Here is a 24,653-nt window from a genome sequence, read left to right as displayed (position 1 = left end):
TATTTTATTAAGATTTTAATCCTATTAAAATTGAAAAAATATTTTTGAGAGCTTTAGCAAATACCCAATCTACCCCAAAACAAAAAAGAGATAATATTATAGTTGCTATAGCTACTACAGTAGTTGAAGATTGTAAATCTGACCATTTTGGCCATTCTACATGATCTTTGAATTCTGTTATCGAACCTTTAAGATAAGTAATGAGTCCGTTCATTTTTATAAATTAAGCGCGGGCGGTAAGATTCGAACTCACGGCCCTCGGTTTTGGAGACCGATGCTCTACCAGCTGAGCTACACCCGCTTATAAGAAAGACTTTGCTTTTAATTTAAATGTTTAAAGTCTTTCTTAAATGTTTATATTTTTTATTAATCAATAATTTCAGTAACCTGTCCTGCACCTACAGTTCTACCACCTTCACGGATAGCAAATCTTAAACCATTGTTAAGTGCTATTGGTTGGTGTAATTCTACTGTTATAGTTAAATTATCTCCAGGCATAACCATTTCAGTTCCTTCAGGTAAAGTAATAGTACCTGTTACATCAGTGGTTCTAACATAGAATTGAGGACGATAGTTGTTATGGAATGGTGTGTGACGTCCGCCTTCTTCTTTGGTTAAGATATAAACTTCGGCTTTGAATTTTTTATGAGGAGTGATAGATCCTGGTTTAGCTATTACCATACCACGACGGATATCAGTTTTTTCAATACCTCTTAATAATAGGCCTACATTATCTCCAGCTTCCCCTCTATCTAATATTTTTCTGAACATTTCAACCCCAGTTACAGTAGAAGTTAATTTTTCATCTCCCATACCTACGATATCTACAGATTCACCGGAGTTTATTACACCTGCTTCAATACGACCTGTTGCTACAGTACCACGACCTGTAATAGAGAAAACATCTTCAATTGGCATTAAGAATGGTTTATCTTGATCTCTTTGAGGTTGTTCAATCCATGTATCAACAGCTTGCATAAGTTCTTCAATAGTAGCAACCCATTGTGGTTCTCCATTTAATGCACCTAAAGCAGATCCTTTTATAACTGGAGTATTATCTCCATCATATTCATAAGAGGATAATAAATCTCTTACTTCAATTTCTACTAATTCTAATAATTCAGGATCATCTACCATATCTACTTTGTTCATAAATACAACAATTCTTGGTACATTTACCTGACGACATAATAGGATATGTTCTCTGGTTTGAGGCATAGGACCATCTGTTGCAGCAACCACTAAAATGGCACCGTCCATTTGTGCAGCACCTGTAACCATGTTTTTTACATAGTCTGCGTGTCCTGGACAGTCAACGTGGGCATAATGACGATTTTCTGTTTCATATTCTACGTGAGCTGTATTAATTGTTATACCTCTTTCTTTTTCTTCAGGAGCCGCATCAATTTGAGAAAAATCTTTTTTCTCAGCTAATCCTTTTTCAGATAAAACTTTAGTAATAGCTGCGGTTAATGTTGTTTTTCCGTGGTCTACGTGACCGATTGTACCTATATTAAGGTGTGGTTTGGTACGCTGAAAAGTTTCTTTTGCCATGATAAAATGTTTATTTTAATTTCCAAAAATGAGTGCAAATATAGCTAATTATTTCATAATTACAATAATCTATAAAAAAAATATTATGTTTTTATGAGTTTTAAGAATATATTTACCTGTATATAATTATTGGTATAAATAGTATGTATTTGTGAGATATATTTTTTAGATTTTAGAGCCAATGACGGGAATTGAACCCGTGACCTCGTCCTTACCAAGGAAGCGCTCTACCCCTGAGCTACATCGGCAAAAAAATTGAGCGGAAGACGAGAGTCGAACTCGCGACATTCAGCTTGGAAGGCTGACGCTCTACCAACTGAGCTACTTCCGCTTATTTCTTAACCTTAGGTGTAATTCTAATAAAATTTAAAAAAATTTTGAATTACAAATATTTAGTGGTAGTGGGGAGAGAAGGATTCGAACCTTCGAAGGTAAAACCAACAGATTTACAGTCTGTCCTCGTTGGCCGCTTGAGTATCTCCCCTTCTGAAAGAGCCGGTAGAGGGATTCGAACCCACGACCCCGAGATTACAAATCACGTGCTCTGGCCAACTGAGCTATACCGGCAATTAAATTCTATTTCAAAGAAACAATCCACTTAAAAAGGATGTTTGTTAAATGGATTGCAAAGGTAGATAATTTTTTAAAATCTCCAAATTTTCTTACAAAAAAAATGAACTTTTTTTAGTGTGTTTTTTCTTTCCTTTTGATTATCATCTTTTTAAGTGCATCACAAACTTGGTCTATACTTTCCTCAAAAGAAGAGGAGGTTTTTTTAGCTATTAAATCATCTCCGGGAATTTCTAATACAATTTCTACAGTTTTGTTTTCTTTATCTGTAGAGTTCTCTAATTTCATAAATACTTTAGCGGCTATAATTTTATCATAAAATTGTTCTAATTTTGATAATTTTTTATTTAAAAAATCCATTAATGCATCTTGTGCATTAAAATTTACTGCTTGTGATTTAATTTTCATTTTCTTCTTTTTTATGCCCATAGGGATGAGATTGATTAAATATTTTTTTTAGATCATCTATATTGCTATGAGTATAGATTTGCGTCGCAGCTAAACTACTATGACCAAGAATCTCTTTTATAGAATTTAATTCTGCCCCATTATGCAATAAGTGACTCGCAAATGTATGTCTTAACATATGTGGACTCTTTTTTTGTTTACTTGTTACTTTACTAAGATATTTATTAATTAAATTATAAACAAATTTTTCTTTAAGAATTTCTCCTTTATTGTTAGTAAATAGATATTCATGGTTATCCTCTTTTAAACTTATATATTGGTTTAATTTTTCTTTTAAATTTTTTGTTATGGGGATTTGTCTTTCTTTATTTCTTTTTCCAATTATTCGTATTGTGCATTCATAAAAATCAATTTCGGAAATTTTCAAATTAATTAATTCCATTCTTCTGATTCCAGTTTGATAAAATATTTCAAAAATCAATTGGTTTCTTGTTTTTTCAAATTCAGAAAGTGTTTGATCAATATCTATAAAAGTATTTTCTAATGCTTTGATTTCATCTTCCGAATAAGGAACTAATACTTGTTTTCTTAATTTAAGATTTTTAATATTTAATGTTGGATTAACTTCTAATGAACTGGTTTTTAAAAGAAATTTAAAAAAACTACGGATAGATGATATTTTCCGATTAATAGTTTTTTCAGATATTTTTTTTTGAGAAAGATGGATTATAAAGTTCCGTAGTTGTCTATTTGTGGATTTTTCTATATCAGAAACATCTTCAGTTTGTAATAAAAAAAATTCTAATTCTTCTAAATCTTTTTTATAGCACTGTATAGTAAGTAGGGAATAGTTTTTTTCTAATAAAAGATAGTCTAGGAATTTATTTTTTAACATAAAAAATCTTCTGTTCAAAAATAATAATTTTTATAACAGAAGATATATTATTTTAGAAGAAATATTTATTTATGCTTCTTCCTGACTCTGTAATTTTTGTTTGTAAGCAGCTTTTATAACGCTTTGTCTCTTGATAACAGATGGTTTTGTAAATTGTTGTCTTTTTCTTAGCTCTTTAACAACACCAGTCTTGTCATATTTTCTTTTATATTTTTTTAGAGCTTTATCAATAGACTCTCCATCTTTTACAGGAATAATTAACATAATAACATCTCTTTTTTTATTCGTAAAGTAAATTTTTAGGGTGCAAATATATAAATATAAATTACAATCACAAAATTTATTTAATAAATAAAGTCATTATCTATTAATATTAAAAAAGTTACGAATTTTAATAAAATTTTATTCGTAAAGATAATGAAGAAAATAAGTGTATATGAATATCATAAATTTTATAGTAAATTTGCTTTTCAAAAATAAATATCTAACAAAATATATATGAAATCTCAAGAAGATGTTTTGAAAAGAGTAGTAGCTCATGCTAAAGAGTATGGCTTTGTATTTCCTTCTAGTGAAGTATATGACGGATTATCAGCAATATATGATTATGGGCAAAACGGTGCAGAATTAAAAAATAATATTAAGCAGTATTGGTGGAAATCTATGGTTCAGCTTAATGAAAATATTGTAGGAATTGATTCTGCAATATTTATGCATCCAACCATTTGGAAAGCCTCTGGACATGTAGATGCTTTTAATGACCCTTTGATAGATAATAAAGATAGTAAAAAGAGATTTCGGGCAGATGTATTGGTAGAAGATTTTGCAGAAAAATTTGAAGATAAGGCTAAAAAAGAAATTGAAAAAGCAAAAAAAAGATTTGGTGAGGCTTTTGATTTGGAAAAGTTTGAAACTACTGATGCTAAAGTATTGGAATATAGAAAAAAGAAAGCAGATATACTGAAAAAACTTGCAAAATCTTTAGAAACTAATTTGGCTGATACTAAAGCCTTGATTGAAGAATTAGGAATTTCTGATCCGGAAACAGGTTCTAAGAACTGGACAGAAGTCCGTCAATTTAATCTTATGTTTGGAACAAAGTTAGGATCAACTACTGATTCGGCAACAGACTTATATCTTAGACCAGAAACAGCACAGGGTATTTTTGTTAATTATTTAAACGTTCAAAAAACCGGAAGAAAAAAATTACCATTTGGTATTGCTCAAATAGGTAAAGCTTTTAGAAATGAGATTGTTGCTCGGCAATTTATTTTTAGAATGCGCGAATTTGAACAGATGGAAATGCAATTTTTTGTACCTCCCGGAACAGAGCTTTCTCATTTTGAAGAATGGAAGGAAAAAAGACTAAACTGGCATTTGGCTTTAGGTTTAGGAAAGGATAATTATCGTTTTCATGATCATGAAAAATTAGCGCATTATGCCAATGCAGCAACAGATATAGAATTTAAATTTCCGTTCGGATTTAAGGAATTGGAAGGTATACATTCCAGAACAAATTTTGATCTTTCTGCTCATGAAAAATATTCCGGTAAAAAACTTCAATATTTTGATCCAGAACAAAATAAAAGTTATGTCCCTTATGTAGTAGAAACTTCTATAGGGCTAGATAGAATGTTTTTAGCCTTACTATCTAACTGTTTAAAAGATGAAGAATTAGAAGATGGAACCTCAAGAGTCGTTTTATCATTGCCTCCTGCTTTAGCCCCTATTAAAGTGGCAATTTTTCCTCTTATAAAAAAAGACGGATTACCAGAATATGCAGAAAAGATATTTAATGATCTTAAATATGATTTTAATGTTATGTATGAAGATAAAGATGCTATAGGTAAACGTTATAGAAGGCAAGATGCTATAGGAACACCATTCTGTGTAACTGTTGACCACGATACCTTAAGCAATCATACAGTGACTATTAGAGATAGAGATACCATGAAACAAGAAAGAGTCTCTGTGGATTCACTTAACAAAATAATTAATGATAAAGTAAATTTTATTTCTCTTTTAAAAAAGTTATAAAGTCTATAAAAAAATAAAAAAACAGGTTTATTAATAAACCTGTTTTTTTATTATAAATATTAAGGACTTAGTATATGAATTTTAAATTATAAAAGTTGTTTTTAAAAAATGAAAAATTTTATTTTTACATTTAAATTATTATGGAACTACACTATTATAAAATTTAAAAAATAATATGACGCATATATGTTAAAGTAGATATTATAATTTATTTTTTTATGGGAAAAAGTTAAAAAATCGATATTTAATCTAAAATAACAAAAAATATAAATAAGTATATGGAAAAGCAATTTGAATTCACATATGAAATTACAGCAGAAGATTATTTAACTCATCAGCTTTTTGGAGCATCCATGAACGAAGCCATAAAAAAACAGAGAAAAAGAGGGCTTATATTGTGGACTACTGCTTTTTTTATATTAGCCATAGTTTTTTATTTACAAGGAAATAAATTTTTAAGTATTTATTTTATTGCTTTTGGGATAGGATTTTTTTTAATTTATCCTATATATGCAAATTGGATTTATAAACGATATTTTAAACGTTATGTATATAAACATTTTACAGAGAGTAATCTAAATAATATGATTTTAACAATTGATGAAGAAGAAATAGTTTTATTTAATGGTAAGGAAAGAGGAAAAATAAAAATTTCGGAAATAGAAAAAATTGAAGAAATTCCAACGCATGTATTTATTAAATTGAAAGGTGGGAGAAGTATTATAATACCTAAATTAAAGATAGAAAATAAAGAAGAATTGTTAAATTGTGTATCGTTTCTGTCTAAAAATAATTCATTTCCTTATATCCAGATATTAAAGTGGAAGTGGAATAAAGTTAATTATTTTTAAAGCTTTCTATAATTTTAGTAAGTTTATTATTCTCTTGCTTAGTGAGCTTTTTCATATAAAAACCTTTATGTATATCAGTAGAATCTTTCATTTGTGGAAAAATATTTAGATTTTTATAAAGTATTAATTTTTCTTTTTCAAATGCAGGAGCAGGGGTATCAAAATTATACATGGAATTATTATTGGTAATATATAATATAAGATTTCCTAGTTTTAATTTTTTATAATCATTTAATATATAATTTTTGGGTTTTAGTAAATTACCCTTTGTAAACCCTACCATTGTATTGGCTAGCTTGTATTCTGGAATTAATTTTTGAATAAGAACAGGATAACTAATTATTGTAAAGAATAAAATATTGAGAGTCAAAGCAGGAGCAAGAATCTTTGATTGGTTAATTTTTGTATAATGGAATAAGATAAAAATTAGAGGATATATTCCGTCAAGAATAAAACGATATTGTCCGGAAAATAGCAGAATTAAATATAATTTTAAGAAAATTATACTCCATAAACTAATGTAAATAAATTTCTTTTTTATAAAAGCAAATATTCCGAATATAAATAGTGTAATACAAATAAAAATGTTAATAATAGTTTGTAATTCCCTTATACTAAGCCAATAATATAATTTTTTAAAAAAAGAAAAAGAATTTATTTTTTCAATAGGAAAGTGACCATTGAAAGTATAATAATTTGCATATTGGTTTGAAATTTTCAAAATTCTAGGATCTGTGAGCCAATAAGTAGTTATTTGGGTTTGTGTTACTGGAAATATAATGGTAGAGGAAGTAACAATATTTTTGATAACAAAAGTGAGAATTAAAATTAAAGGGAATATGTAATTCTTATAATTTAATAATTCTTTTTTATTTTGATGTATTCCCATTAAAAATATCCATAAAGGTAACCAGAAACCAAAAGGTTTTATAGTAAATATAAAAACAGATAATATGAATATTACTTTAAAATTTTCTTTTTTATAGTTAAAACATTCTTCATTAACAATAATTAAAGAGAAAAAAATTACTGGAATGTCCGGTGAAGGTGTTTGGATAAATAAAAAGTAAAAGGGGATAAATAGTAATAAAAAATAAACTTTTCTTTCAAAAATATAAAATATGAAAAGAATTGTAATAAGCAGATTAATCCTTTGGAAGGGATCAATAGTATCGTCAAAACCTGCTTGAATAATGTGTAGTGAGGACATTTGGCCTAAAACCCAGTCAATATTGGCAACTCCTAAGATAAGTCCATATTGGTTCAGCCAATTTAGACTAGGTATATAATATCCAAAATGATCAGGTCTAAAAGGATAATAAGAACCAACCAGTAATATGAGTAAAGAAAAAAGCCAGAACCATCCAGATTTTATTATTTCTAAAGGAAATTTTATTCTATAATACTTTAAGTTTTTTATGAAATAAGGAATTATTGAGATAGCAAATAATAAAATTTCTATTTTTCTGTTTAGAGGGTAGAAAAATGAAATAATACAAAGTACAATACTTAAAAAAGTTAAACCCAATAAGAAAGTGAGAGATGGAGATTGTTTTTTTGAAGCCAGTAAATATTGAGCCCATATACCCCATCCTCCGATTGATATAAATAAAATAATTATGGATAAAACTTCTAAAATCATAAAAACAATTGAAAACAAAAGTAAAAATAAAAATGAAAACTTATTTTATTTTCCTTAGCTCTTTTTATATATTTGAGTAAAACATATTTTTAATTAAAACATGAATAAATTTGATGTAATAATTATAGGCTCAGGACCAGGGGGGTACGTGGCAGCAATTCGTTGTGCACAATTAGGTTTTAAGACAGCAATAGTAGAAAAATATCCTACCTTAGGAGGAACTTGTTTAAATGTAGGGTGTATTCCTTCAAAAGCCTTGTTGGATTCGACAGAGTATTTTCATATTGCACTACATAATTTTGAAAGTTTGGGTATAGAAATTAATTTACCGAAAGTGAATTTAGATAGAATGATAGAAAGAAAAAATGAAATCGTAGACCAAACGACTAAAGGAATTAATTTCCTGATGGATAAAAATAAAATTACTGTTTTCCATGGAGTTGGAACTTTTATCTCCAATACCCGATTAGCCGTAAAAAAAGAAGATGGAAATAGAGAGGAACTAGAGTCTAAATATTTTATTATAGCTACCGGATCCAAGCCTGTAAGTCTTCCGTCCGTGCCTATAGATAAAATACGAATTATTACTTCTACTGAAGCCTTAAATTTAAAAGAAATTCCTAAGCATTTGTTGGTTATAGGTGGAGGTGTTATAGGCTTAGAATTAGGTTCAGTATATAAAAGATTAGGAGCGGAGGTTACAGTTATTGAATATTTAGATAAGTTAATTCCTACTATGGATGGAGCTTTATCTAAAGAATTACAAAAAGTTCTAAAAAAACTGGGAATGAAATTTTCTTTATCCACTAAAGTAACAAAAGTAATTCGTGAAGACGATAAAGTAACCGTAAAGGCAATAGATAAAGATGGGAAAAAAGTAATTTTTGACGGAGATTATTGTTTAGTAGCAGTTGGAAGAAAACCCTATGTTGAAGGTTTAGGTTTGGAAAATGTAGGAATTAAAGTTGATGAAAAAGGATATATTAATGTAAATGATCAATTACAAACCAATATCCTGAATATATATGCAATAGGTGATGTGATTCGTGGTCCTATGTTGGCACATAAAGCAGAGGAAGAAGGCGTATTGGTAGCAGAACAATTGTCAGGACAAAAACCGCATATAAATTATAATCTAATCCCTGGCGTAGTATATACCTGGCCGGAAGTTGCCGGAGTGGGAAAGACTGAGGAACAATTGATAGAGGAGGGATATAAATATAAAACCGGACAATTTCCGATGCGAGCTTTAGGACGGGCCAGAGCCAGTGGCGATACAGATGGATTTGTGAAAATATTGACCGATGGGGCCACTGACGAAGTATTAGGGATACATATAATAGCCGCCCGTGCAGCTGATTTAATTGCAAATGCTGTTTCCTTATTGGAATATCGAGCTTCCGCTGAAGACATAACAAGAATGAGTCATGCACATCCTACCTATGCAGAAGCTATAAAAGAAGCTGCTTTAGATGCTACTGGTAAAAGAGCAATTCATTTTTAAATGTAAAATAAAGTATTTATAAAAACTTTCTATTTTATAAAGTAATTTATCGAATGAATATAATATTCTATCAGATATGCTATAATCTATCTTTCTTTCTATGCAAATTGTTTTTAAATCTGTCAAATATTGAATATAAAGATTAATTTGATCATTTAGATTACTTGAATATTTTAGAGTTTTTTTAGGATAAATGAATCTATAGACTCTTTGATCTAAAATTTGATAAATTTTAGGGCTTTTAAATCTCAAGATGGTTGAAGCCATTGGTAAACGAATTCCTCTTTGTTTTTTATCAAGTAATTTTAAAAGAATTTTTGTTGTTAACTCAATATTTAATTCATTATCTTCTCTATTATTCTGTTAATTAGTAGGAGTGCTTCATTGTCTATTTTTGCATATCTATTTACTTTCCATAGTATAATATTGTTGATTATATCTTGATCAAAATCTATATTTAAAGAATCTAATTTTTTTGTTAGTATCGGCTGGTAATTATAATTACCATTATCCAAATCATCCTGAGATAGTTCTATATCAAAAATTGTTTTCATTATTAAAAGAACTTATATTAATAGTAGCTAATAATTATTATTTTATATTTTCTTTTTCTCTTTTTAAGAGGTCTTTTTTTTCTTTATAATCTTTTTCAAGAATTTTTTTTTGAGCATTCTTTTCTCTTTTGTTCAGCTTGTCATTATTCTCTATTCTCTCCTTATCTCTTTTATATCTATCTTCTAACAAATCTATTTTTCGTTCAATATCTTTTTTTCTTTCATCTTTATAATCAATATTATGATGATGGGTATGATAATTTTCTTTGTTATATTCTATATTATCTTGTTTTTGTTTTATTGCAAGTTCTCTTTTTTTCTCAGATTTTTCATAAGGTGTTAAAGAAGAATCTGAATTTATTTCTTCATATTTTCTACCATATTCTCTATTAATTTCTCTTTGATTTTTTTGAGCAAATGCGTTGGTAGAAACAACTATCAATACAAAAGACCGTATAATTAGCTTTTTCATAAATATTAAATTTATTTAATTGCTATAAGTATATCTAAAAATATACCATTCTTACCAAAGATAATTATAATTTTCTATTTAGAAGAAATTTATGTATTACAATAAATAAAGGTTAAGAAAAGAAAGTTTCTAATTCACTTATAGGTAAAGTTTTTTGCTCCCCAGTTATAATATTCTTTAAAGAAAGAGTTTTAGAGTTTATTTCTGTTTCTCCATAAAAGGCAACAAAAGGTATTGCATTTTTTTCTGCATATGTAAACTGTTTTTGAAGTTTCAATTTTTCAGGATATAAATCACAAGAAATATTTTTACCTCTTAATTCTTGTATTAATTTTAATGCCTGAAGACTTTCTTTTTCACCAAAGTTAAAAAACAGAATTTGTTTTTTCTTATGTGCAGATTCAGGGAAAAGATTCAACTCCTCCATTACCAAATAAATACGATCGAGTCCAAATGAAATTCCTACACCGGATATATTTTTGACTCCAAATATTTCAGTTAAATTATCATAACGTCCTCCTCCTCCAATAGAACCTATGGAAATATTTTTAGCTTTGATTTCGTAAATAGTTCCCGTATAGTATTCCAATCCACGAGCCAGTGTTAAATTAAATATCAAATCGGCAGATTTAAGACCTATTTGTTTTGCTGAATGATAAATAAATTCCATTTCTTCAATACCTTTCTGTCCAACTTCTATATCCGTTAGAATTTCTTTTAATCGTGTAATTTTATCTTCAAAACTTCCAGATAATTCGATAATAGGAATTAATTTTTGGAGAGAGGTTTGTGCTATTCCTTTTTCTTTCATTTCATTCAACACTTTATCCAAACCTATTTTATCTAGTTTATCCAGAGCAACAGTAAAATCAATCAACTGGTCTTCAATAGAAGCATATTCAGCAATAGCAGCAAGTAATTTACGGTTATTGAGATGAATTTCTACAGGAATTTTTAAATCAGAGAATGAAGCATCATATAGTAATATAAAATTTACTTCATACCAAAGACTTTCAGATCCTACCACATCTGCATCGCACTGGTAAAATTCTCTATACCTGCCTTTTTGAGGGCGATCAGCTCTCCATACTGGCTGAATTTGGTATCTTTTGTAAGGTAAAGATATATTCCCTTGATTCATGGCTATATATCTGGCAAAGGGAACAGTTAAGTCATATCGTAAAGCTTTTTCAGAAATAGAAGCAGTAATATTTTTAGAATTCCATTGTTCAATGTCAGGCATTTTTTTTCTGGCTTCAGAGAGGAAATCTCCGTTATTCAAAATTTTAAAAATAAGCCGATCGCCTTCCTCTCCATATTTTCCGGTTAAGGTATCTAAATTTTCGAAAGAAGGAGTTTCTAAAGGGGAAAAACAAAATTTTTCAAAATTAGCTTGTAATTTAGAAATAATATATCTCCTTTTTTGTATTTCTATAGGGTTAAAATCTCTAGTACCTTTAGGTATTCCTGGTTTCATAGCTTATTCTTAATTGGTCTTGACAAAGGTAAAGAATTGTTTTATACTCTAAAATTAAATTTTATCATTATAAGTAGTTGGATTAGCTTTTATAAAAAAAACAGAACATTGAAAAAAGTTCTGTTTTTTTATTAATTATCTAAAAGGAGATGTAAGTGGAATTTCGGAATCTGGTTCTTTAGTAATTCGGTTTCTTAAATCTCTACGAGTAAGTTCAATAATCCATGTCCAGAACATATGTCCGAAAAGTTCTGAAAAATGTTCTTCAAAAGGTTGATCCCAAGGTGGTGGGACAGTTCCTAAAATTGGCATTAATATCACATGGAAAGCAATATAAATAATCAATCCGTAGAGTGTTCCTTGCCATAATTTAATTTTAGGATAATATTCAGCTGCCACACAATAAATTATAGCAAATACAATAGAAAAAGAAAAATGAACTAGAAAGCTCATAATAGGACGAGGATTTCCATTAAAATAATAAACTGTATGAGAAAGGTCAAAAGACATACCTAATTGTTCCAAGAGCTGTTGAGGAGGATTGGTTAGGTCTCTTTCTGGTGTACGAGGGGGGAAAGGTATTTCCCAACCGAATTTAACAATCGCAGAAATAATTCCTGTAATAATTCCTACAATAATAGCCACTTTTTTTCTGGGATGTAATGTAAAATTTGTCATGAAAAAATGTTTAAGTTTTATGTATTTACAGGTGAATATTTAAATTCAGGAGAAAAAATTTGTAATATTATTATAGTGAAGGTAAATGTTTTTATATTAAAAACAAAATAAAAAATTCGGTATATTGGTTTATACAATCAATTGCTGAATTAAATTGTATTTTTTGATATGTGATATTTGAATTAAAAATGATAACCTGCTGTAGTTAAGAGTGCTATGAAGTTGTTATCAATAAATGTAGAGGGATTACATCTAGGAATACCCAAAAAACCGATGTAAAGTTACTGGAACTGACATTAGTAAATTTAAATTTACTTTTTTGGAGATACAGATTCAGAATTAACAGAAAATTTAGCAATTAATTCTAGCCCTAAAGATATTAGAAATAAAAGAACTAAAAAAATAAAAGATTTTTCATACTAAATATATTATTAGAGTTTTATATTTTTTAATTTGAATTTATTTTTATCATAACGTTTACTAATAACAAAAGAAGCAAACAATAAGATAATAGGCATATAAGGATAATGAAATTTACTTCCACCGAATAAGAGTAGATTCATAACTGTTCCCAAAATCCAATATAATAAAAGAGCTTGTGCTATTTTATTTTTTTCTTTAATGATAAGATAAGATCCAAAAAGAGATAATAATAAACAAGTTACATAAAACAATTGATTATAAAATAACAACCATTGAAATTTATTGTATTTAGGAAAAGTGTGAATCATTTTTAGTGTGTAATCTCTACTTTGTACGGGAGCTTTTATATTGCCTGATAATGCGCTCATGGCATGTGAATCACTACAATACAAATAAAAAAATTTTTTTGGAAATAATAATATCCACTGAGTAGGATGTTTTTTTATCCAGAAAATAGCTCTTTCTTTCCAAATATGATCTAATTCAGTGACATCTAAAGAAGTATTTGAGCCAATATATCCTAGATTGCCTTTTTTGAAAACTTCTTTACTAAAACTTCCATCAGCATGATCGTTGGCTCCGATTAATAAATTATAACCTCCTGTAGTAGATTGGAAAACAAAACTTCCAAATCTTTCATAAGTAGTAAAACCAATAATAAAAACGGTAAGAACTATGGAGGATGCTAAAATTGTTAATTTTTTAATTTTATTAATTAGATTGTCGTTAGAATAAAAAGTTAAAAAACAAAGTACAATAAATAAAATAAATAAAAAAGGTCTCATCCAATTTGCAAAACCAATTAAAATTCCTGTAAGAATAATGTAGATTATTTTATTTTTAGTAAATAAAATAATTAAGGTAAAAGCCAACATAGTATATACCAATTCATTTCCTGTGAGGCAAACAATTCCATAGTTTGTAGGATAAATTGAAAAAAGTAATAAAACAATGTAACCTGTTTTTTCATTAAAATATTTTTTTCCTATATAAAATAATTCATAACCTAAAATGGCATTTATAGCAACATTAATTAATAGTATACCTTTGACATGTTTTACAATAATTAATAAAAAAGCTAAATAATTTACATATCCGGGTGAGTGTATAAAAAAAGAATAGTCTAATTTATAGTCGGGATAATTGTCTATAAGAGAAGGATACCATTCTCCGGAATTTATTATTCGATAAGCTAAACGTAAGTAATTTTCTGAATCATCAACCTGAGATGCATCAGAAACTAACACAATTATACATTGTATAAAAATAGAAAGAATATAACATATAAAAACTATTGATTTAAATTTCATATTTGAAAATTATGTATAAATATATAATTATATATTGAATTATTATGACATTAATTTGTATATAGTCATGTATTTTATTTTAATCTATTAAATTACATTTGGAGAGATGAAATGTAAATGAAAATGTTAAAAAACAAACTTAAAACTAGTTAAAGGTTGCTAAATATAGTCTGAATAATTAAAAAAGCATAGCATTTTTTTCATAGAATTAATTTTAGTTAATAGTTAATTAATGTTTTGTTAATTTTTTTTATATAAAATATGGGTAAATATAGGCAAAATTTTTATTTGTTTATATTTTTTATTATTTTGATTTATACTTGATGAATTGGATGTATGCCTATATTGTGTAGTATTGTTTTACATTATTTAGATATACATATCCCAATATAATTTTAAAATAATCGAAAATTGCTAAATTCGCAATGAAAATAAAATCAATTTATGCATATTCCAGATATTCCCAGTTATTATGCCCTTAAGGCAATCCATATTATATTTATGGTTAGTTATTTTGCTGGCATATTTTACCTAATTAGGCTTTATGTATATTATATAGATGCAAAAGATAAACCTGAGCCGGAAAGAGAAATATTAAGGAAACAATATATATATATGATTTCTCGTTTGTGGGATATCATAACTGTGCCTGCAGGTATTATCATGTTAATTACGGGAATTTTTATGATGATTAATACTAAAGGAGATATATCTTTTTATATACTTAGAGAACCTTGGTTCCATATTAAATTAGTATTTGTCTCTTGTCTTGGAGTTTATCATTATTGGAGTTGGAGATGTATTAAAAGGATAAAAAAAGGAACATTCCATACAACATCTGTACACTTAAGAATGATGAATGAAGTTGCTACAATTATACTTTTTGCTGTAATATTTATTGTGATATTTAAGCAATATTTTATGGGAATGTGGTTAAGTTTATTAATAAGTTTTGTCGTCTTGGTATTTGTAATTATGATGGTTGTCAAGTTTGTAAACAGAAAGAAAAATAAAAAATAAAAATGTTTTCTATATTTAAAAAAGAGATAGGTACCTATTTCGGTACAATGGGAGCGTACATTATTGCTTCTATTTTTACAATAATATGCACGTTATTTCTTTGGTTTTTTGATAATAATTTTAATATATTCAACATTGGGCTAGCAAATTTAAATAACTTTTTTGTTTTATCCCCATGGGTTTTATTATTTCTAATTCCTGCTCTAACTATGAAATCTATTGCCGAAGAAGAAGAAAATAATACATTAATATGGCTTTTTTCTCAGCCAATATCAATATTTTCTGTGGTTTTAGGTAAATATTTTGCCATTTTAACACTAGTATTATTTTCGCTTTTAGGAACAATAGTTTATGTCTACAGTACTTATATGATAAGTTTACCAACCGGAAATATAGATTTAGGAATGGTTTTGAGTGGATATATAGGGTTGATTTTTTTATCTATGACTTTTATTTCTGTAGGTATCTTTGCTTCTTCATTAGTAAAAAATCAGGTATTAGCATTTATTTTAGGTGTGTTTTTGTCCTTTTTCTGTTTTTTTGGCTTTGAAAATTTAGCATCATATAATTTATTAGGCAATTTTGATTATATATTACAAAAAATAGGATTTTATCAACATTATATTAGTTTTACTAAAGGAATTATAGATACACGCGATTTGGGATATTTCTTATTTATTACTTTCCTTTTTCTTACAATCTCTATAAAATTTATTAAAAGAAAAAAATAATGACATTTATAAAAAAAAATATAGGAATTTTAATTTTTCTTTTATTTACAATCATACTTATTTTAGGAATTATTAATAGAAGGATTGATTTGACTTCCGATAAAAGGTATACTTTAACAGAAACAACAAAAAAACTTGTAAAGGGAATAAACCAACCCATGGAAATTGAAGTATATTTAGAGGGGGATTTTCCGGCAGACTTCAAACAATTACAATATGAAACACTTAATTTACTAGAGGAATTAAAAAGGGTTAATTCAAATATTACTTATAAACTGGTCGACCCAATTAAAGACAAAATATCTCAAGATACACTTCAGGCAATGGGAATGCAACCATCAGCGCTAAGAGTAGAAAAAGATGGGGTCTCCAAACAAATAATATTATTTCCTTATGCTACCATAAAATATAAAGGATATGGACATACTGTACCTCTAATAGTAGAGCAGGGAGGAATATCGGCAGATGAGCAAATGACGAAATCCATAGAAGGGTTAGAATATGGTTTTTCCGATGCCATTGATAAATTATCCCGAGAACATTTAAAATCAGTAGGAATTCTTGTTAATCAAAAAGAATTAAATAAATTAGAGATGTATAGCTTGTTTAACAGGATTATACAAAATTATAATTTCGGTCCTATTCTTCCTAAAGACAGTCAATCTTTAAAAATTCAGGATCTCTCTAATATGAAAAGATTTGATGCTATTATAATAGCAAAGCCCAGGAAAGCATTTACAGAGGAAGAAAAGATAACGGTAGATCAATATATTATGAATGGAGGAAAAACATTATGGGCTATTGATGCGGTAAATGCCGAAATGGATACACTATTAAAATCCAATAAAATATTAGCCTATCCTTATGATTTAAACCTCACAGATTTATTATTTTCTTACGGAATACGTATTAACCCTTCGGTTATAAAAGATGTTCAGAATCCTGCCTATATTAATTTACAAGTAGGGGAAGTGCAAGGGAATGCTCAAAATGCAAGAGTTCCATGGGTATACTTTCCATTAGGAATATCAATGAATAATCATCCTATAACTAAAAATATTAACCCTATAAAATTTGAATTTCCTTCACCTATTGAGATTTTAGATGTAGAAGGAATAAAAAAAACAATATTATATCAAACATCACCATATACCAATGTTCAGGGGGTTCCATCTTATATATCTTTAGAAGAGGCCAAAATTTCCAATAAAGACTCAATGAATTTAAAAAACTATAATAATGGTTCTAAAATTATGGCTGTTTTAATGGAAGGGAAATTTAATTCTGCTTATTCTGGACGTATAGAAGCTACAGAAATCAAAGGCTTTATTCCACAGAATCCAAAACCCAATAAAATGCTTGTAATATCTGATGGAGATGTAGCCCGAAATCAGGTTATAAAAGGACAACCAATTCCTTTAGGATTAGATTATTCCACAGGGGTTACATATGGGAATGAAGAATTTTTAATAAATGCGTTAGATTATTTAATGGATGACAATGGATTGATGGAATTAAGAAACAGAACCGTACAGATGAGATTATTAGACAAACAAACTATCGTAATGGATAAATCTTATTGGCAATGGTTTAATATGCTTATGCCCTTAGGATTTATTTCAGTATTTGGGGCAATATTGATAATATGGAGAAGAAAAAAATTTAGCAAATAAATGGTGGCTTTATATTTATTACCTGCTTATTTAGGAGAAACGTCTCCTAAAAATATATTTTCAGAGCAAGAAATTAATCTTTTACAAGAACTGAAATTTTTTGTAGCCGAAAATGAAAAATCAGCCCGCAAGTTTATTAAATTTTTATGTCCTAATGTAATACAGAAAGAACTTTCATTTTCTATATTAGATAAAAGAACTTCTGAACAACAAATACCGGAAATAGCACAGCCTCTAATAGAAGGACATTCTATAGGACTAATCTCAGAAGCGGGACTTCCCTGTATAGCAGATCCGGGTAGTCTACTAGTTTCCTGGTGTCATACTAAAGGGATAAGGGTTATCCCCATAAATGGTCCCTCTTCAATAATTTTAGCATTAATTGCAAGTGGATTAAACGGACAAAATTTTACCTTTCATGGCTATTTACCAATAGATTCAATACAAAGAAAGAAAAAACTACAACAATTGGAAAATATTTGTAGAGTTAGCCATACAGCTCAAATATTTATGGAAACACCTTATAGAAATCAATCGCTATTTGAAGATTTATTAAAAGGACTAAAAAACTCCACTCATTTATGTATAGCAACAAACATTACACTTCCGGATGAATCGATTAAAACTTTCACAATAGGAGAGTGGAAGAATAAAAAAACCGATTTTCAAAAAAAACCGACCATATTTATTATTCAATAAAAAAATATTGTACACTCTAAAATTTGTAAATGGTCTTGTATAAAAGAAAAAAAATAAATGTACTATTTACACTATAAAATAATTTGATTATATAAAGACTAATAAAATATAAAATGTACATACATTTGCATATGAGAATAAGGGATATTTAGTATTCCTTGTTTTATAAGCCGATTACACTTTATGTGTAATTTTCTTTCTCATTTTTTTGTGGTTTTAGTTTGAGGTCGCTTTTTGCGACCTTTTTTCATTTATTATCCTTATTCTAACTATGCATTTAATGCATATCCAATAAATTTTTTAGCTAAATAATGAGTTATCTCAGTATTAAATGTAGTTTTTCTTATTTTATTTATAGGAATAATACCTTTTTGATCACTTAAAATAAATATTTCATTAGCAGATTGAGTCTGAAAAGGAGATATACATTCTTCTTTATAAATAAATTCCGTTTTCTGTCTTAGAAAAACAAGAAAATTTTTTTTGAGACAGGAAATAAAAGCTCCTTCAGAATTAGGATTAGATAAAATTACATTATTATTAACTAGAAAAATATTGCCGAAAATAGACCTACTAATTCTTTTTTCACCATTGAGCAGAATAACTTCCTGTAATTGGTTTTCCATAGCATATTGTTCTGCTATAAGGTTGATAGGATGAAAAATTGAAATTGCGGATAATAACGACGGAGATATGATAATATCTTTATAAACTTCCATCTTATTATCAGCAGAAATAAAAAAATCTTTATATGGTAAAAATTCTATGATAAAAGAAGGAGTATTTAAGTTTCTAAAAACAGTTATTTTTATACATCCTTTATAAATTTCATTCTCTTTACATAATAATTTAATATGATTTTCAAACATTTGCGGAGTATATGACATAGGGATAGAGATGCGCATTTTTCTCATATTCGCCATAAGCTGAAAATAGACATCTTCCCAAAATATCAATCTATGCTGAAATACCCAACAATAAACATTGACAAAATCTCCGCTAAAATATTTTTTTTGGTTGTAACCAATAAGAAGGTCTTTCTCTTTAATTATTTCTTGATTGAAAATAACTTTCATAATAAAATTAGAGAAATATATTAATTATAAAATCAGTAATGAGATGATTTAAGATCCAATGATTTTTTTAAGGTCATCTATCAAATTCGTCCAATACAATTTAGAGCTATCTAAATCACTTTCTTCAGTAAAATCAGTAATAATTAAAGCCACATCATTAGTAACCTCATCAACATGTATAGCTAATTCCCAAAAATATTTAGTGCCTTCATCTTCTTCCCACCTGAATCTTACAAAAGATTCTTCCTTATATCTTATCAAGTTGGCTGACTCTTGTTGGTCTCCCCAGTAAAATGTAAATTCATCACCACGTTCTATGACATCATCTGCCAACCATTCGCTCATTCCCGATGAGGTTCCAATATACTCAAACAATAGAGAAGTTGAACACTTCATGCTAAATTCTAACTGATATTTTACTTTATTCATATGAAAAAAAATGATTTGAGAGCGCAATATATAAATTTGTTACATATTTTAAAAATATACATTTAATATTTATAAGTTATTTTTTTTAAGAATCATAATTTATATTTAATATAAATCATGTATTATTTTAATAATTAGCATTATTTGTTAAAATTATAAATAAATAGTTTATAAAAAGTTTTTTTTATATAAAAAAATATGTAGTTTAAAAATTTTATCATTAGATTTGCATAAACCTATAAAAAGTAGCTCGTGAATAAAATTCTACTCTATTTAAATAAAAAATTATAATTATTAAATTCTGTAGAACTATGATTAAAAAAACTGATTGTGAACTAGTTATTGCTTATATTGAAGGGAAAGAAGAAGCTCTCGAAATATTACTTAATAGACATAAGTTAAAAGTATTTAACTATATTAATAGAAAAGTAAATAATCAGGAGTTAGCAGAGGATTTATTTCAAGATGTTTTTATAAAAGTTCTATTAACTTTAAAGGAAGGAAAGTATAATGAAGAGGGAAAGTTCTTACCATGGGTGTTAAGAATATCTCATAATTTGATTATTGATTATTTTAGAATGGTCAATAAAACGAAAGTTATTAATGAATCTTCCAATACCTACAATGAAGATTATAGTATATTTGATTTTGTCAAAATTTCTGAGTCATCTATAGAAGATTTAATCATTGATGAACAAATAAATAAAGATCTGAAAAAACTAATAGCAACTCTACCCAAAGATCAAAGAGAAGTTTTAGAATTAAGATTTTATAAGGAGTTAAGCTTTAAAGAAATTGCGGAGGAAACGAATGTAGGAATAAATACAGCCTTAGGAAGAATGAGATATGCTATTATAAATTTAAGAAAGTTAATAGAGAATAATAATATTGTTTTTTTATAAAAATTAACATAATAAACTTATCAGAGTGGCGTTATATTAAAAATTTTAATAAAAATAAAGCCATATTATATGCAAAACAAATCTACAGACTTTAATAATAAAAATGTAGGACCCTCTGAGTATACAGTTAATTTTGTATTAAATTTTTCTAAAAGTTTAAGAATTATAAAGGTAAAATCAATGAATAGGATACTTGTGTGCTGTAATTAAATATAAATATATTTTTTACCTTATATAGAGTTATCATCCTCACCTTCTTTCTTTTTAAAAAACAATTTGAATAATACAGGTCCTGTAGTTACTAAAACCATTATTAAGACAATAATTTCAATATGTTTTTTTAAATCAAAATCAAGGTTATTTAAAAAGATTTTATACAAATAATGTCCGGAAAATATTAATAAAAAAGACCAAGCAATTGAGCCAATTATATTATATAAGAAATATTTTCCTTTATTCATTTGAACAATCCCGGCAATAATAGGAGCAAATGTTCTTAATATGGGTAAAAATCTGGCTAAAATAATGGCTCCTCCGCCATGTTTATCATAAAAATCTTTAGCTTGAAATAAATAACGTTTTTTAAAGATAATAGTATCTTTCCTGTTGTATAAATAAGGTCCACTTTTTTTCCCAAACCAATAACCTACTTCATTTCCAATTATTCCGACAATTGAAACTAAGGAAGAAAGTAAAAGAACATTCAAAAAATCCGACTTTATGAATACTATTTCTTGAATTAATTCCTTACTATAAATCCCGGAAAGGAATAACAAACTGTCTCCGGGAAGAAAAAAACCAGCAAATAAGCCTGTTTCTGCAAATATGATAAATAAAACTAAATAAATACCACCAAGCTTGATATAGAATTCCGGATTAACTAATTGCCCCCAGCTAAAATCATGCATTTATACTCATTTAAAAAGGTTTGTGCAAAGATATTAAAGATTTAATTAACTATCTAAACTTTTTTCCCATTTACTTACGGAAGTAGCAGCTAAAGCATTGCCTAATACATTGGTTATACTCCTAACCATATCACAAAAATGATCAATAGGAAGTATCAAAGCAATTCCTTCAGGAGGAATACCAAACATGGAACAAACAGCTACAACTACTATAAGAGAAGCTCTCGGTATTCCAGCCATGCCTTTGCTGGTAAGCATTAAAACTAATAACATAGTCAATTGTGTTGGAATATCTAAATGGATTCCATAATATTGGGCAATAAAAATACTGGCAAAGGTCATATACATCATACTTCCATCTAAGTTAAAAGAGTAACCTAAAGGGAGAATAAAAGAAACAATTTTCTCATTGCATCCAAAATTTTCTAATTCTTCTACCAATTTAGGAAATACAGCTTCACTGCTGGAGGTAGAAAAAGCAATTAACAAAGGCGATTTTATTTGTTTAAGTAATTTAAACAAACGTTTTCCTAATACAAAATAACCAACCAGTAAAAGAACAAACCAAAGGATTAATATTGCTATACCGAAAGCAAAAAGATAGCGTACATAAGTAATAAAAATAGAGAGCCCTTTTTCAGCAACAATACTGGCGATTGCCCCTAATACTCCTATAGGTGCTGTCCACATCACATAAGTTACAATTTTTAATATAACGTGAGAAACTGTATCTAGAAGTTTAGTAAGAGATTCCCCTTTTTTTCCATAAGCACTTAGAGCTATACCGAAAAAAATAGAAAAAATAACAATTTGTAAAATCTCATTATGAGCCATTGCCTCTATGGCACTTTTAGGAATCATATGATTGATGAAGGTTTCTAAGGTTAAGCTTTGGGAATTTGTAATTAGTTCATTAGCAGCTTCTTTATTGATTTGTCCCATATTTCCTATATCTTTTCCGGGAGCAAAATAGTTAACAAAAAATAATCCAATAAATAAAGATACTAAAGAAGCAGATATAAACCACAACATAGCTTTACCTCCAACTCTTCCTACCATTTTCAAATCTCCCATTTTAGCAATTCCTACGACTAAAGTAGAAAATACTAAAGGAGCTACTACCATTTGAATTAGTCGTATAAAGATAGAGCTTAAGATTTTTATATTTGAAGAAAATTTATTAATAGTTATTTCAGGGCAAGTTATATGGATAAAATATCCTAAAATTACTCCTAAAATTAGTGCGATAATAATTAATGTAAAAAGTAAATTATTAATTTTCTTCATATACAAATATTTTATTTTAAATATATCAAAAATACAAATATATTTTGGTTAAAAGATGTTTAATGTTATTTTAATGAAAAATTGCTATAATATTATCCGAAGAAATAATAAGCAATAAAAATGGCAGCTATAACTCCCATTAATTCTGTAAGCAAGCCGGCAGTAATAGAATATCTAATTCTTTTGATACCTATACTACCAAAGTATAAAGCGATAATATAAAAAGTTGTATCTGCGCTTCCTTGAAAAACACAAGATAACCTTCCTGCAAAAGAATCTGCTCCGTAAGTTTGCATCGTTTCAATCATTAATGCTCGACTTCCGCTTCCGCTTAAAGGCTTCATTAAGGCAGTAGGTAGTGCAGGAATAAAATCAGTATTAATTTGCGTTAACTTAAATATAGAAGAAATTCCTGTAAGAATATAATCCATAATCCCACTATTTCTTAATAAACTAATTGCGGCAAGCATAGCTACTAAATAGGGAATAATTTTTACAGCAACTCCAAAACCTTCCTTGGCACCGTCAATAAAACTGTCAAATACATTAATTTTTTTTATGAATGCTCCCGATATAAATACAGTTGGGATAAGTAATAATAAAACATTACTCATTACACGGGAAGTGGTTCCACGTTCAAAATTAATAAATTCTTGATTAGCCTTAGAGATAATACTAGGGGTTAAAGAAGATTCGTCTATCTTTAGTTCTTTTTGAAAAGAAATAGGATATAGTTTTATAAAATCATCAACCTTGATATTATCTGGTTTTTTAGTCTTTGGAGTAATATGAGTGTTTATATAATCTTTAGCAAATTCAGTATGCGAATTTGCAGAATTTTTAATGTAAAAAGATAGTCCAAAAATAAATAGGATGGCTATGCCTAATCCTAGCAAAATACTGGGACTAAAAAGTTTTAATTTTTGACGAATCCCTACAATTATAATCCCAAATAATGTGGTGCAAAAAGTACCTACAATACAAGGTATAAAGATATCAGTAGGATCTTGTGCACCATTTAAATATCGATAGAGCATAATGGATGCAGGGATAAGGGTAAGTCCGGAAGTATGAAGGACTAAAAACATAATCTGAGCATCGGTAGCTGTATTTTTTTTTGTATTTAGAGATTGAAGACTATCCATAGCCTTTAGTCCTAAAGGAGTAGCGGCATTATCCAAGCCTAATAAATTTGCACTAAAATTCATCATCATATTGCCAATTGCCGGGTGGTCTTTGGGAACAGATGGAAATAATTTACTGAAAAAAGGTCCGACTATTCGGGATAAAAACCTTATAGCTCCTGCATTTTCACCTATTTTCATTATTCCTAACCAAAAAGTCATCATACCGGCTAAAGGTAAAGCAATTTCCATTACGGCTACTTTCGTAGTATCAAAAAGTCCGTCTACCATATGTTTAAATACAGTAGTATCTCCTAAAAATATAAGTTTTAATAGTCCTACCAAGAAAGATAAGATTATAAAGGCGATCCATATATAATTAAGAGTCATTTAAAAATTAACTAGGTTTATGAATTATGAAAAAGCACA

General features: G+C 28.0%; 24 protein-coding genes and 5 tRNA genes. 8 read left to right on the top strand and 21 right to left on the bottom strand.

Going from position 1 to position 24,653, the window contains the following annotated elements; all coding sequences use genetic code 11:
* Nucleotides 1–7: 7 nt before the first annotated feature.
* The 10 genes from secE to rpsU form a co-directional block, all read right to left on the bottom strand.
* The gene (gene secE, locus C4S77_RS00305) at nucleotides 8–214 is read right to left on the bottom strand and encodes a preprotein translocase subunit SecE (protein ID WP_105193783.1); all 207 of its coding nucleotides are present in this window, start codon (nucleotides 212–214) and stop codon (nucleotides 8–10) included.
* Between the two features lie 14 nt (nucleotides 215–228).
* Nucleotides 229–301, bottom strand: a tRNA-Trp gene (locus tag C4S77_RS00300).
* Nucleotides 302–366: 65 nt separating this feature from the next.
* Nucleotides 367–1,554, bottom strand: coding sequence for an elongation factor Tu (tuf, locus tag C4S77_RS00295; RefSeq protein WP_105245224.1), 1,188 nt, complete (start codon nucleotides 1,552–1,554; stop codon nucleotides 367–369).
* A gap of 176 nt (nucleotides 1,555–1,730) precedes the next feature.
* Nucleotides 1,731–1,802: transfer RNA gene (locus tag C4S77_RS00290), tRNA-Thr, on the bottom strand.
* A gap of 10 nt (nucleotides 1,803–1,812) precedes the next feature.
* Nucleotides 1,813–1,885 (bottom strand) — tRNA-Gly (locus tag C4S77_RS00285).
* Nucleotides 1,886–1,956: 71 nt separating this feature from the next.
* Nucleotides 1,957–2,038 (bottom strand) — tRNA-Tyr (locus C4S77_RS00280).
* Between the two features lie 9 nt (nucleotides 2,039–2,047).
* Nucleotides 2,048–2,121, bottom strand: a tRNA-Thr gene (locus C4S77_RS00275).
* A 117-nt stretch (nucleotides 2,122–2,238) separates the two neighbouring features.
* Complete coding sequence (gene hpf / locus C4S77_RS00270; RefSeq protein WP_105193781.1) at nucleotides 2,239–2,532, bottom strand: ribosome hibernation-promoting factor, HPF/YfiA family; 294 nt, start codon at nucleotides 2,530–2,532, stop codon at nucleotides 2,239–2,241.
* Entirely contained in the window at nucleotides 2,522–3,427 is a 906-nt protein-coding gene (locus tag C4S77_RS00265) for a tyrosine-type recombinase/integrase (protein WP_105245222.1), read from the bottom strand. Before C4S77_RS00265 ends, hpf begins: the two co-directional genes overlap by 11 nt.
* 69 nt (nucleotides 3,428–3,496) lie before the next feature.
* Entirely contained in the window at nucleotides 3,497–3,691 is a 195-nt protein-coding gene (gene rpsU / locus C4S77_RS00260; RefSeq protein WP_105193779.1) for a 30S ribosomal protein S21, read from the bottom strand.
* Nucleotides 3,692–3,925: 234 nt separating this feature from the next.
* Between rpsU and C4S77_RS00255 the strand changes: the two genes are divergently transcribed.
* Nucleotides 3,926–5,464: a glycine--tRNA ligase gene (locus C4S77_RS00255; protein ID WP_105245220.1), complete on the top strand. Its 1,539-nt coding sequence runs from the start codon at nucleotides 3,926–3,928 to the stop codon at nucleotides 5,462–5,464.
* A 278-nt stretch (nucleotides 5,465–5,742) separates the two neighbouring features.
* Nucleotides 5,743–6,315, top strand: a complete 573-nt coding sequence (locus tag C4S77_RS00250; protein ID WP_105245218.1) for a YcxB family protein — start codon at nucleotides 5,743–5,745, stop codon at nucleotides 6,313–6,315.
* Here the strand turns inward: C4S77_RS00250 and C4S77_RS00245 are convergent.
* On the bottom strand, nucleotides 6,302–7,957 hold the full coding sequence (locus C4S77_RS00245) for an LIC_10190 family membrane protein (RefSeq protein WP_105245216.1): 1,656 nt from the start codon (nucleotides 7,955–7,957) through the stop codon (nucleotides 6,302–6,304). The two genes, C4S77_RS00250 and C4S77_RS00245, sit on opposite strands and share 14 nt — an antisense overlap.
* A 100-nt stretch (nucleotides 7,958–8,057) precedes the next feature.
* Between C4S77_RS00245 and lpdA the strand changes: the two genes are divergently transcribed.
* Nucleotides 8,058–9,461: a dihydrolipoyl dehydrogenase gene (gene lpdA / locus C4S77_RS00240; protein WP_105245214.1), complete on the top strand. Its 1,404-nt coding sequence runs from the start codon at nucleotides 8,058–8,060 to the stop codon at nucleotides 9,459–9,461.
* Nucleotides 9,462–9,796: 335 nt separating this feature from the next.
* On the opposite strand, the gene C4S77_RS00230 is transcribed toward lpdA, so the two are convergent.
* The 5 genes from C4S77_RS00230 to C4S77_RS00210 all read right to left on the bottom strand — a co-directional run bounded on the left by C4S77_RS00230 (nucleotide 9,797) and on the right by C4S77_RS00210 (nucleotide 14,375).
* On the bottom strand, nucleotides 9,797–10,015 hold the full coding sequence (locus tag C4S77_RS00230) for a hypothetical protein (protein WP_105245210.1): 219 nt from the start codon (nucleotides 10,013–10,015) through the stop codon (nucleotides 9,797–9,799).
* A 37-nt stretch (nucleotides 10,016–10,052) separates the two neighbouring features.
* Complete coding sequence (locus C4S77_RS00225) at nucleotides 10,053–10,487, bottom strand: hypothetical protein (RefSeq protein WP_105245208.1); 435 nt, start codon at nucleotides 10,485–10,487, stop codon at nucleotides 10,053–10,055.
* Nucleotides 10,488–10,599: 112 nt separating this feature from the next.
* Nucleotides 10,600–11,964, bottom strand: coding sequence for a histidine--tRNA ligase (hisS, locus tag C4S77_RS00220; RefSeq protein WP_105245206.1), 1,365 nt, complete (start codon nucleotides 11,962–11,964; stop codon nucleotides 10,600–10,602).
* 135 nt (nucleotides 11,965–12,099) lie between these two features.
* Entirely contained in the window at nucleotides 12,100–12,642 is a 543-nt protein-coding gene (locus C4S77_RS00215; protein WP_105193771.1) for a YagU family protein, read from the bottom strand.
* A gap of 431 nt (nucleotides 12,643–13,073) precedes the next feature.
* Complete coding sequence (locus tag C4S77_RS00210) at nucleotides 13,074–14,375, bottom strand: hypothetical protein (RefSeq protein ID WP_105245204.1); 1,302 nt, start codon at nucleotides 14,373–14,375, stop codon at nucleotides 13,074–13,076.
* Nucleotides 14,376–14,834: 459 nt separating this feature from the next.
* On the opposite strand from C4S77_RS00210, the gene C4S77_RS00205 reads away from it, so the two are divergent.
* The 4 genes from C4S77_RS00205 to C4S77_RS00190 are packed head-to-tail and all read left to right on the top strand — an operon-like array spanning nucleotide 14,835 to nucleotide 18,498.
* Nucleotides 14,835–15,395 (top strand): CopD family protein, encoded by a 561-nt coding sequence (locus C4S77_RS00205; protein ID WP_395855911.1) that lies wholly within the window; start codon nucleotides 14,835–14,837, stop codon nucleotides 15,393–15,395.
* A 2-nt stretch (nucleotides 15,396–15,397) separates the two neighbouring features.
* Entirely contained in the window at nucleotides 15,398–16,126 is a 729-nt protein-coding gene (locus tag C4S77_RS00200; protein WP_105193767.1) for an ABC transporter permease subunit, read from the top strand.
* Entirely contained in the window at nucleotides 16,126–17,799 is a 1,674-nt protein-coding gene (gene gldG / locus C4S77_RS00195) for a gliding motility-associated ABC transporter substrate-binding protein GldG (RefSeq protein ID WP_105245202.1), read from the top strand. Before C4S77_RS00200 ends, gldG begins: the two co-directional genes overlap by 1 nt.
* On the top strand, nucleotides 17,800–18,498 hold the full coding sequence (locus C4S77_RS00190) for an SAM-dependent methyltransferase (protein WP_105245200.1): 699 nt from the start codon (nucleotides 17,800–17,802) through the stop codon (nucleotides 18,496–18,498).
* Nucleotides 18,499–18,767: 269 nt separating this feature from the next.
* Here the strand turns inward: C4S77_RS00190 and C4S77_RS00185 are convergent, their stop codons facing one another.
* Nucleotides 18,768–19,574 carry an aminotransferase class IV gene (locus tag C4S77_RS00185; RefSeq protein WP_105245198.1) on the bottom strand — a complete coding sequence of 269 codons (807 nt, stop codon included), beginning with the start codon at nucleotides 19,572–19,574 and terminating at the stop codon, nucleotides 18,768–18,770.
* A 48-nt stretch (nucleotides 19,575–19,622) separates the two neighbouring features.
* Nucleotides 19,623–20,003 (bottom strand): START-like domain-containing protein, encoded by a 381-nt coding sequence (locus C4S77_RS00180; protein ID WP_105193763.1) that lies wholly within the window; start codon nucleotides 20,001–20,003, stop codon nucleotides 19,623–19,625.
* 311 nt (nucleotides 20,004–20,314) lie between these two features.
* Here C4S77_RS00180 and C4S77_RS00175 point away from each other — a divergent pair, with 311 nt between their 5' ends.
* The gene (locus tag C4S77_RS00175; RefSeq protein ID WP_105245196.1) at nucleotides 20,315–20,905 is read left to right on the top strand and encodes an RNA polymerase sigma factor; all 591 of its coding nucleotides are present in this window, start codon (nucleotides 20,315–20,317) and stop codon (nucleotides 20,903–20,905) included.
* Nucleotides 20,906–21,135: 230 nt separating this feature from the next.
* Here C4S77_RS00175 and C4S77_RS00170 read toward each other — a convergent pair whose 3' ends face one another.
* The 3 genes from C4S77_RS00170 to C4S77_RS13105 all read right to left on the bottom strand — a co-directional run bounded on the left by C4S77_RS00170 (nucleotide 21,136) and on the right by C4S77_RS13105 (nucleotide 24,614).
* Complete coding sequence (locus C4S77_RS00170) at nucleotides 21,136–21,813, bottom strand: DedA family protein (protein WP_105245194.1); 678 nt, start codon at nucleotides 21,811–21,813, stop codon at nucleotides 21,136–21,138.
* Between the two features lie 45 nt (nucleotides 21,814–21,858).
* Complete coding sequence (locus tag C4S77_RS00165; RefSeq protein ID WP_105245192.1) at nucleotides 21,859–23,100, bottom strand: dicarboxylate/amino acid:cation symporter; 1,242 nt, start codon at nucleotides 23,098–23,100, stop codon at nucleotides 21,859–21,861.
* A gap of 92 nt (nucleotides 23,101–23,192) precedes the next feature.
* Nucleotides 23,193–24,614: a nucleoside recognition domain-containing protein gene (locus C4S77_RS13105; RefSeq protein WP_221405042.1), complete on the bottom strand. Its 1,422-nt coding sequence runs from the start codon at nucleotides 24,612–24,614 to the stop codon at nucleotides 23,193–23,195.
* Between the last annotated feature and the right edge of the window lie 39 nt (nucleotides 24,615–24,653).

This window comes from Apibacter adventoris (assembly GCF_002964975.1).
Lineage (GTDB): Bacteria > Bacteroidota > Bacteroidia > Flavobacteriales > Weeksellaceae > Apibacter > Apibacter adventoris.
This window is presented reverse-complemented; position numbering and strand designations above follow the sequence as displayed.

Excerpts from the sequence above, each read along its gene's own strand:
- C4S77_RS00210 (WP_105245204.1), bottom strand. The coding sequence starts at position 14,375 with ATGAAATTTAAATCAATAGTTTTTATATGTTATATTCTTTCTATTTTT.
- C4S77_RS00245 (WP_105245216.1), bottom strand. The coding sequence starts at position 7,957 with ATGATTTTAGAAGTTTTATCCATAATTATTTTATTTATATCAATCGGA.
- secE (WP_105193783.1), bottom strand. The coding sequence starts at position 214 with ATGAACGGACTCATTACTTATCTTAAAGGTTCGATAACAGAATTCAAA.
- hisS (WP_105245206.1), bottom strand. The coding sequence starts at position 11,964 with ATGAAACCAGGAATACCTAAAGGTACTAGAGATTTTAACCCTATAGAA.
- C4S77_RS00255 (WP_105245220.1), top strand. The coding sequence starts at position 3,926 with ATGAAATCTCAAGAAGATGTTTTGAAAAGAGTAGTAGCTCATGCTAAA.
- C4S77_RS00250 (WP_105245218.1), top strand. The coding sequence starts at position 5,743 with ATGGAAAAGCAATTTGAATTCACATATGAAATTACAGCAGAAGATTAT.
- lpdA (WP_105245214.1), top strand. The coding sequence starts at position 8,058 with ATGAATAAATTTGATGTAATAATTATAGGCTCAGGACCAGGGGGGTAC.
- C4S77_RS13105 (WP_221405042.1), bottom strand. The coding sequence starts at position 24,614 with ATGACTCTTAATTATATATGGATCGCCTTTATAATCTTATCTTTCTTG.
- C4S77_RS00265 (WP_105245222.1), bottom strand. The coding sequence starts at position 3,427 with ATGTTAAAAAATAAATTCCTAGACTATCTTTTATTAGAAAAAAACTAT.
- tuf (WP_105245224.1), bottom strand. The coding sequence starts at position 1,554 with ATGGCAAAAGAAACTTTTCAGCGTACCAAACCACACCTTAATATAGGT.
- C4S77_RS00165 (WP_105245192.1), bottom strand. The coding sequence starts at position 23,100 with ATGAAGAAAATTAATAATTTACTTTTTACATTAATTATTATCGCACTA.
- C4S77_RS00225 (WP_105245208.1), bottom strand. The coding sequence starts at position 10,487 with ATGAAAAAGCTAATTATACGGTCTTTTGTATTGATAGTTGTTTCTACC.
- C4S77_RS00185 (WP_105245198.1), bottom strand. The coding sequence starts at position 19,574 with ATGAAAGTTATTTTCAATCAAGAAATAATTAAAGAGAAAGACCTTCTT.
- C4S77_RS00190 (WP_105245200.1), top strand. The coding sequence starts at position 17,800 with ATGGTGGCTTTATATTTATTACCTGCTTATTTAGGAGAAACGTCTCCT.
- C4S77_RS00180 (WP_105193763.1), bottom strand. The coding sequence starts at position 20,003 with ATGAATAAAGTAAAATATCAGTTAGAATTTAGCATGAAGTGTTCAACT.
- hpf (WP_105193781.1), bottom strand. The coding sequence starts at position 2,532 with ATGAAAATTAAATCACAAGCAGTAAATTTTAATGCACAAGATGCATTA.
- gldG (WP_105245202.1), top strand. The coding sequence starts at position 16,126 with ATGACATTTATAAAAAAAAATATAGGAATTTTAATTTTTCTTTTATTT.
- C4S77_RS00170 (WP_105245194.1), bottom strand. The coding sequence starts at position 21,813 with ATGCATGATTTTAGCTGGGGGCAATTAGTTAATCCGGAATTCTATATC.
- C4S77_RS00200 (WP_105193767.1), top strand. The coding sequence starts at position 15,398 with ATGTTTTCTATATTTAAAAAAGAGATAGGTACCTATTTCGGTACAATG.
- C4S77_RS00230 (WP_105245210.1), bottom strand. The coding sequence starts at position 10,015 with ATGAAAACAATTTTTGATATAGAACTATCTCAGGATGATTTGGATAAT.
- C4S77_RS00175 (WP_105245196.1), top strand. The coding sequence starts at position 20,315 with ATGATTAAAAAAACTGATTGTGAACTAGTTATTGCTTATATTGAAGGG.
- C4S77_RS00215 (WP_105193771.1), bottom strand. The coding sequence starts at position 12,642 with ATGACAAATTTTACATTACATCCCAGAAAAAAAGTGGCTATTATTGTA.
- rpsU (WP_105193779.1), bottom strand. The coding sequence starts at position 3,691 with ATGTTAATTATTCCTGTAAAAGATGGAGAGTCTATTGATAAAGCTCTA.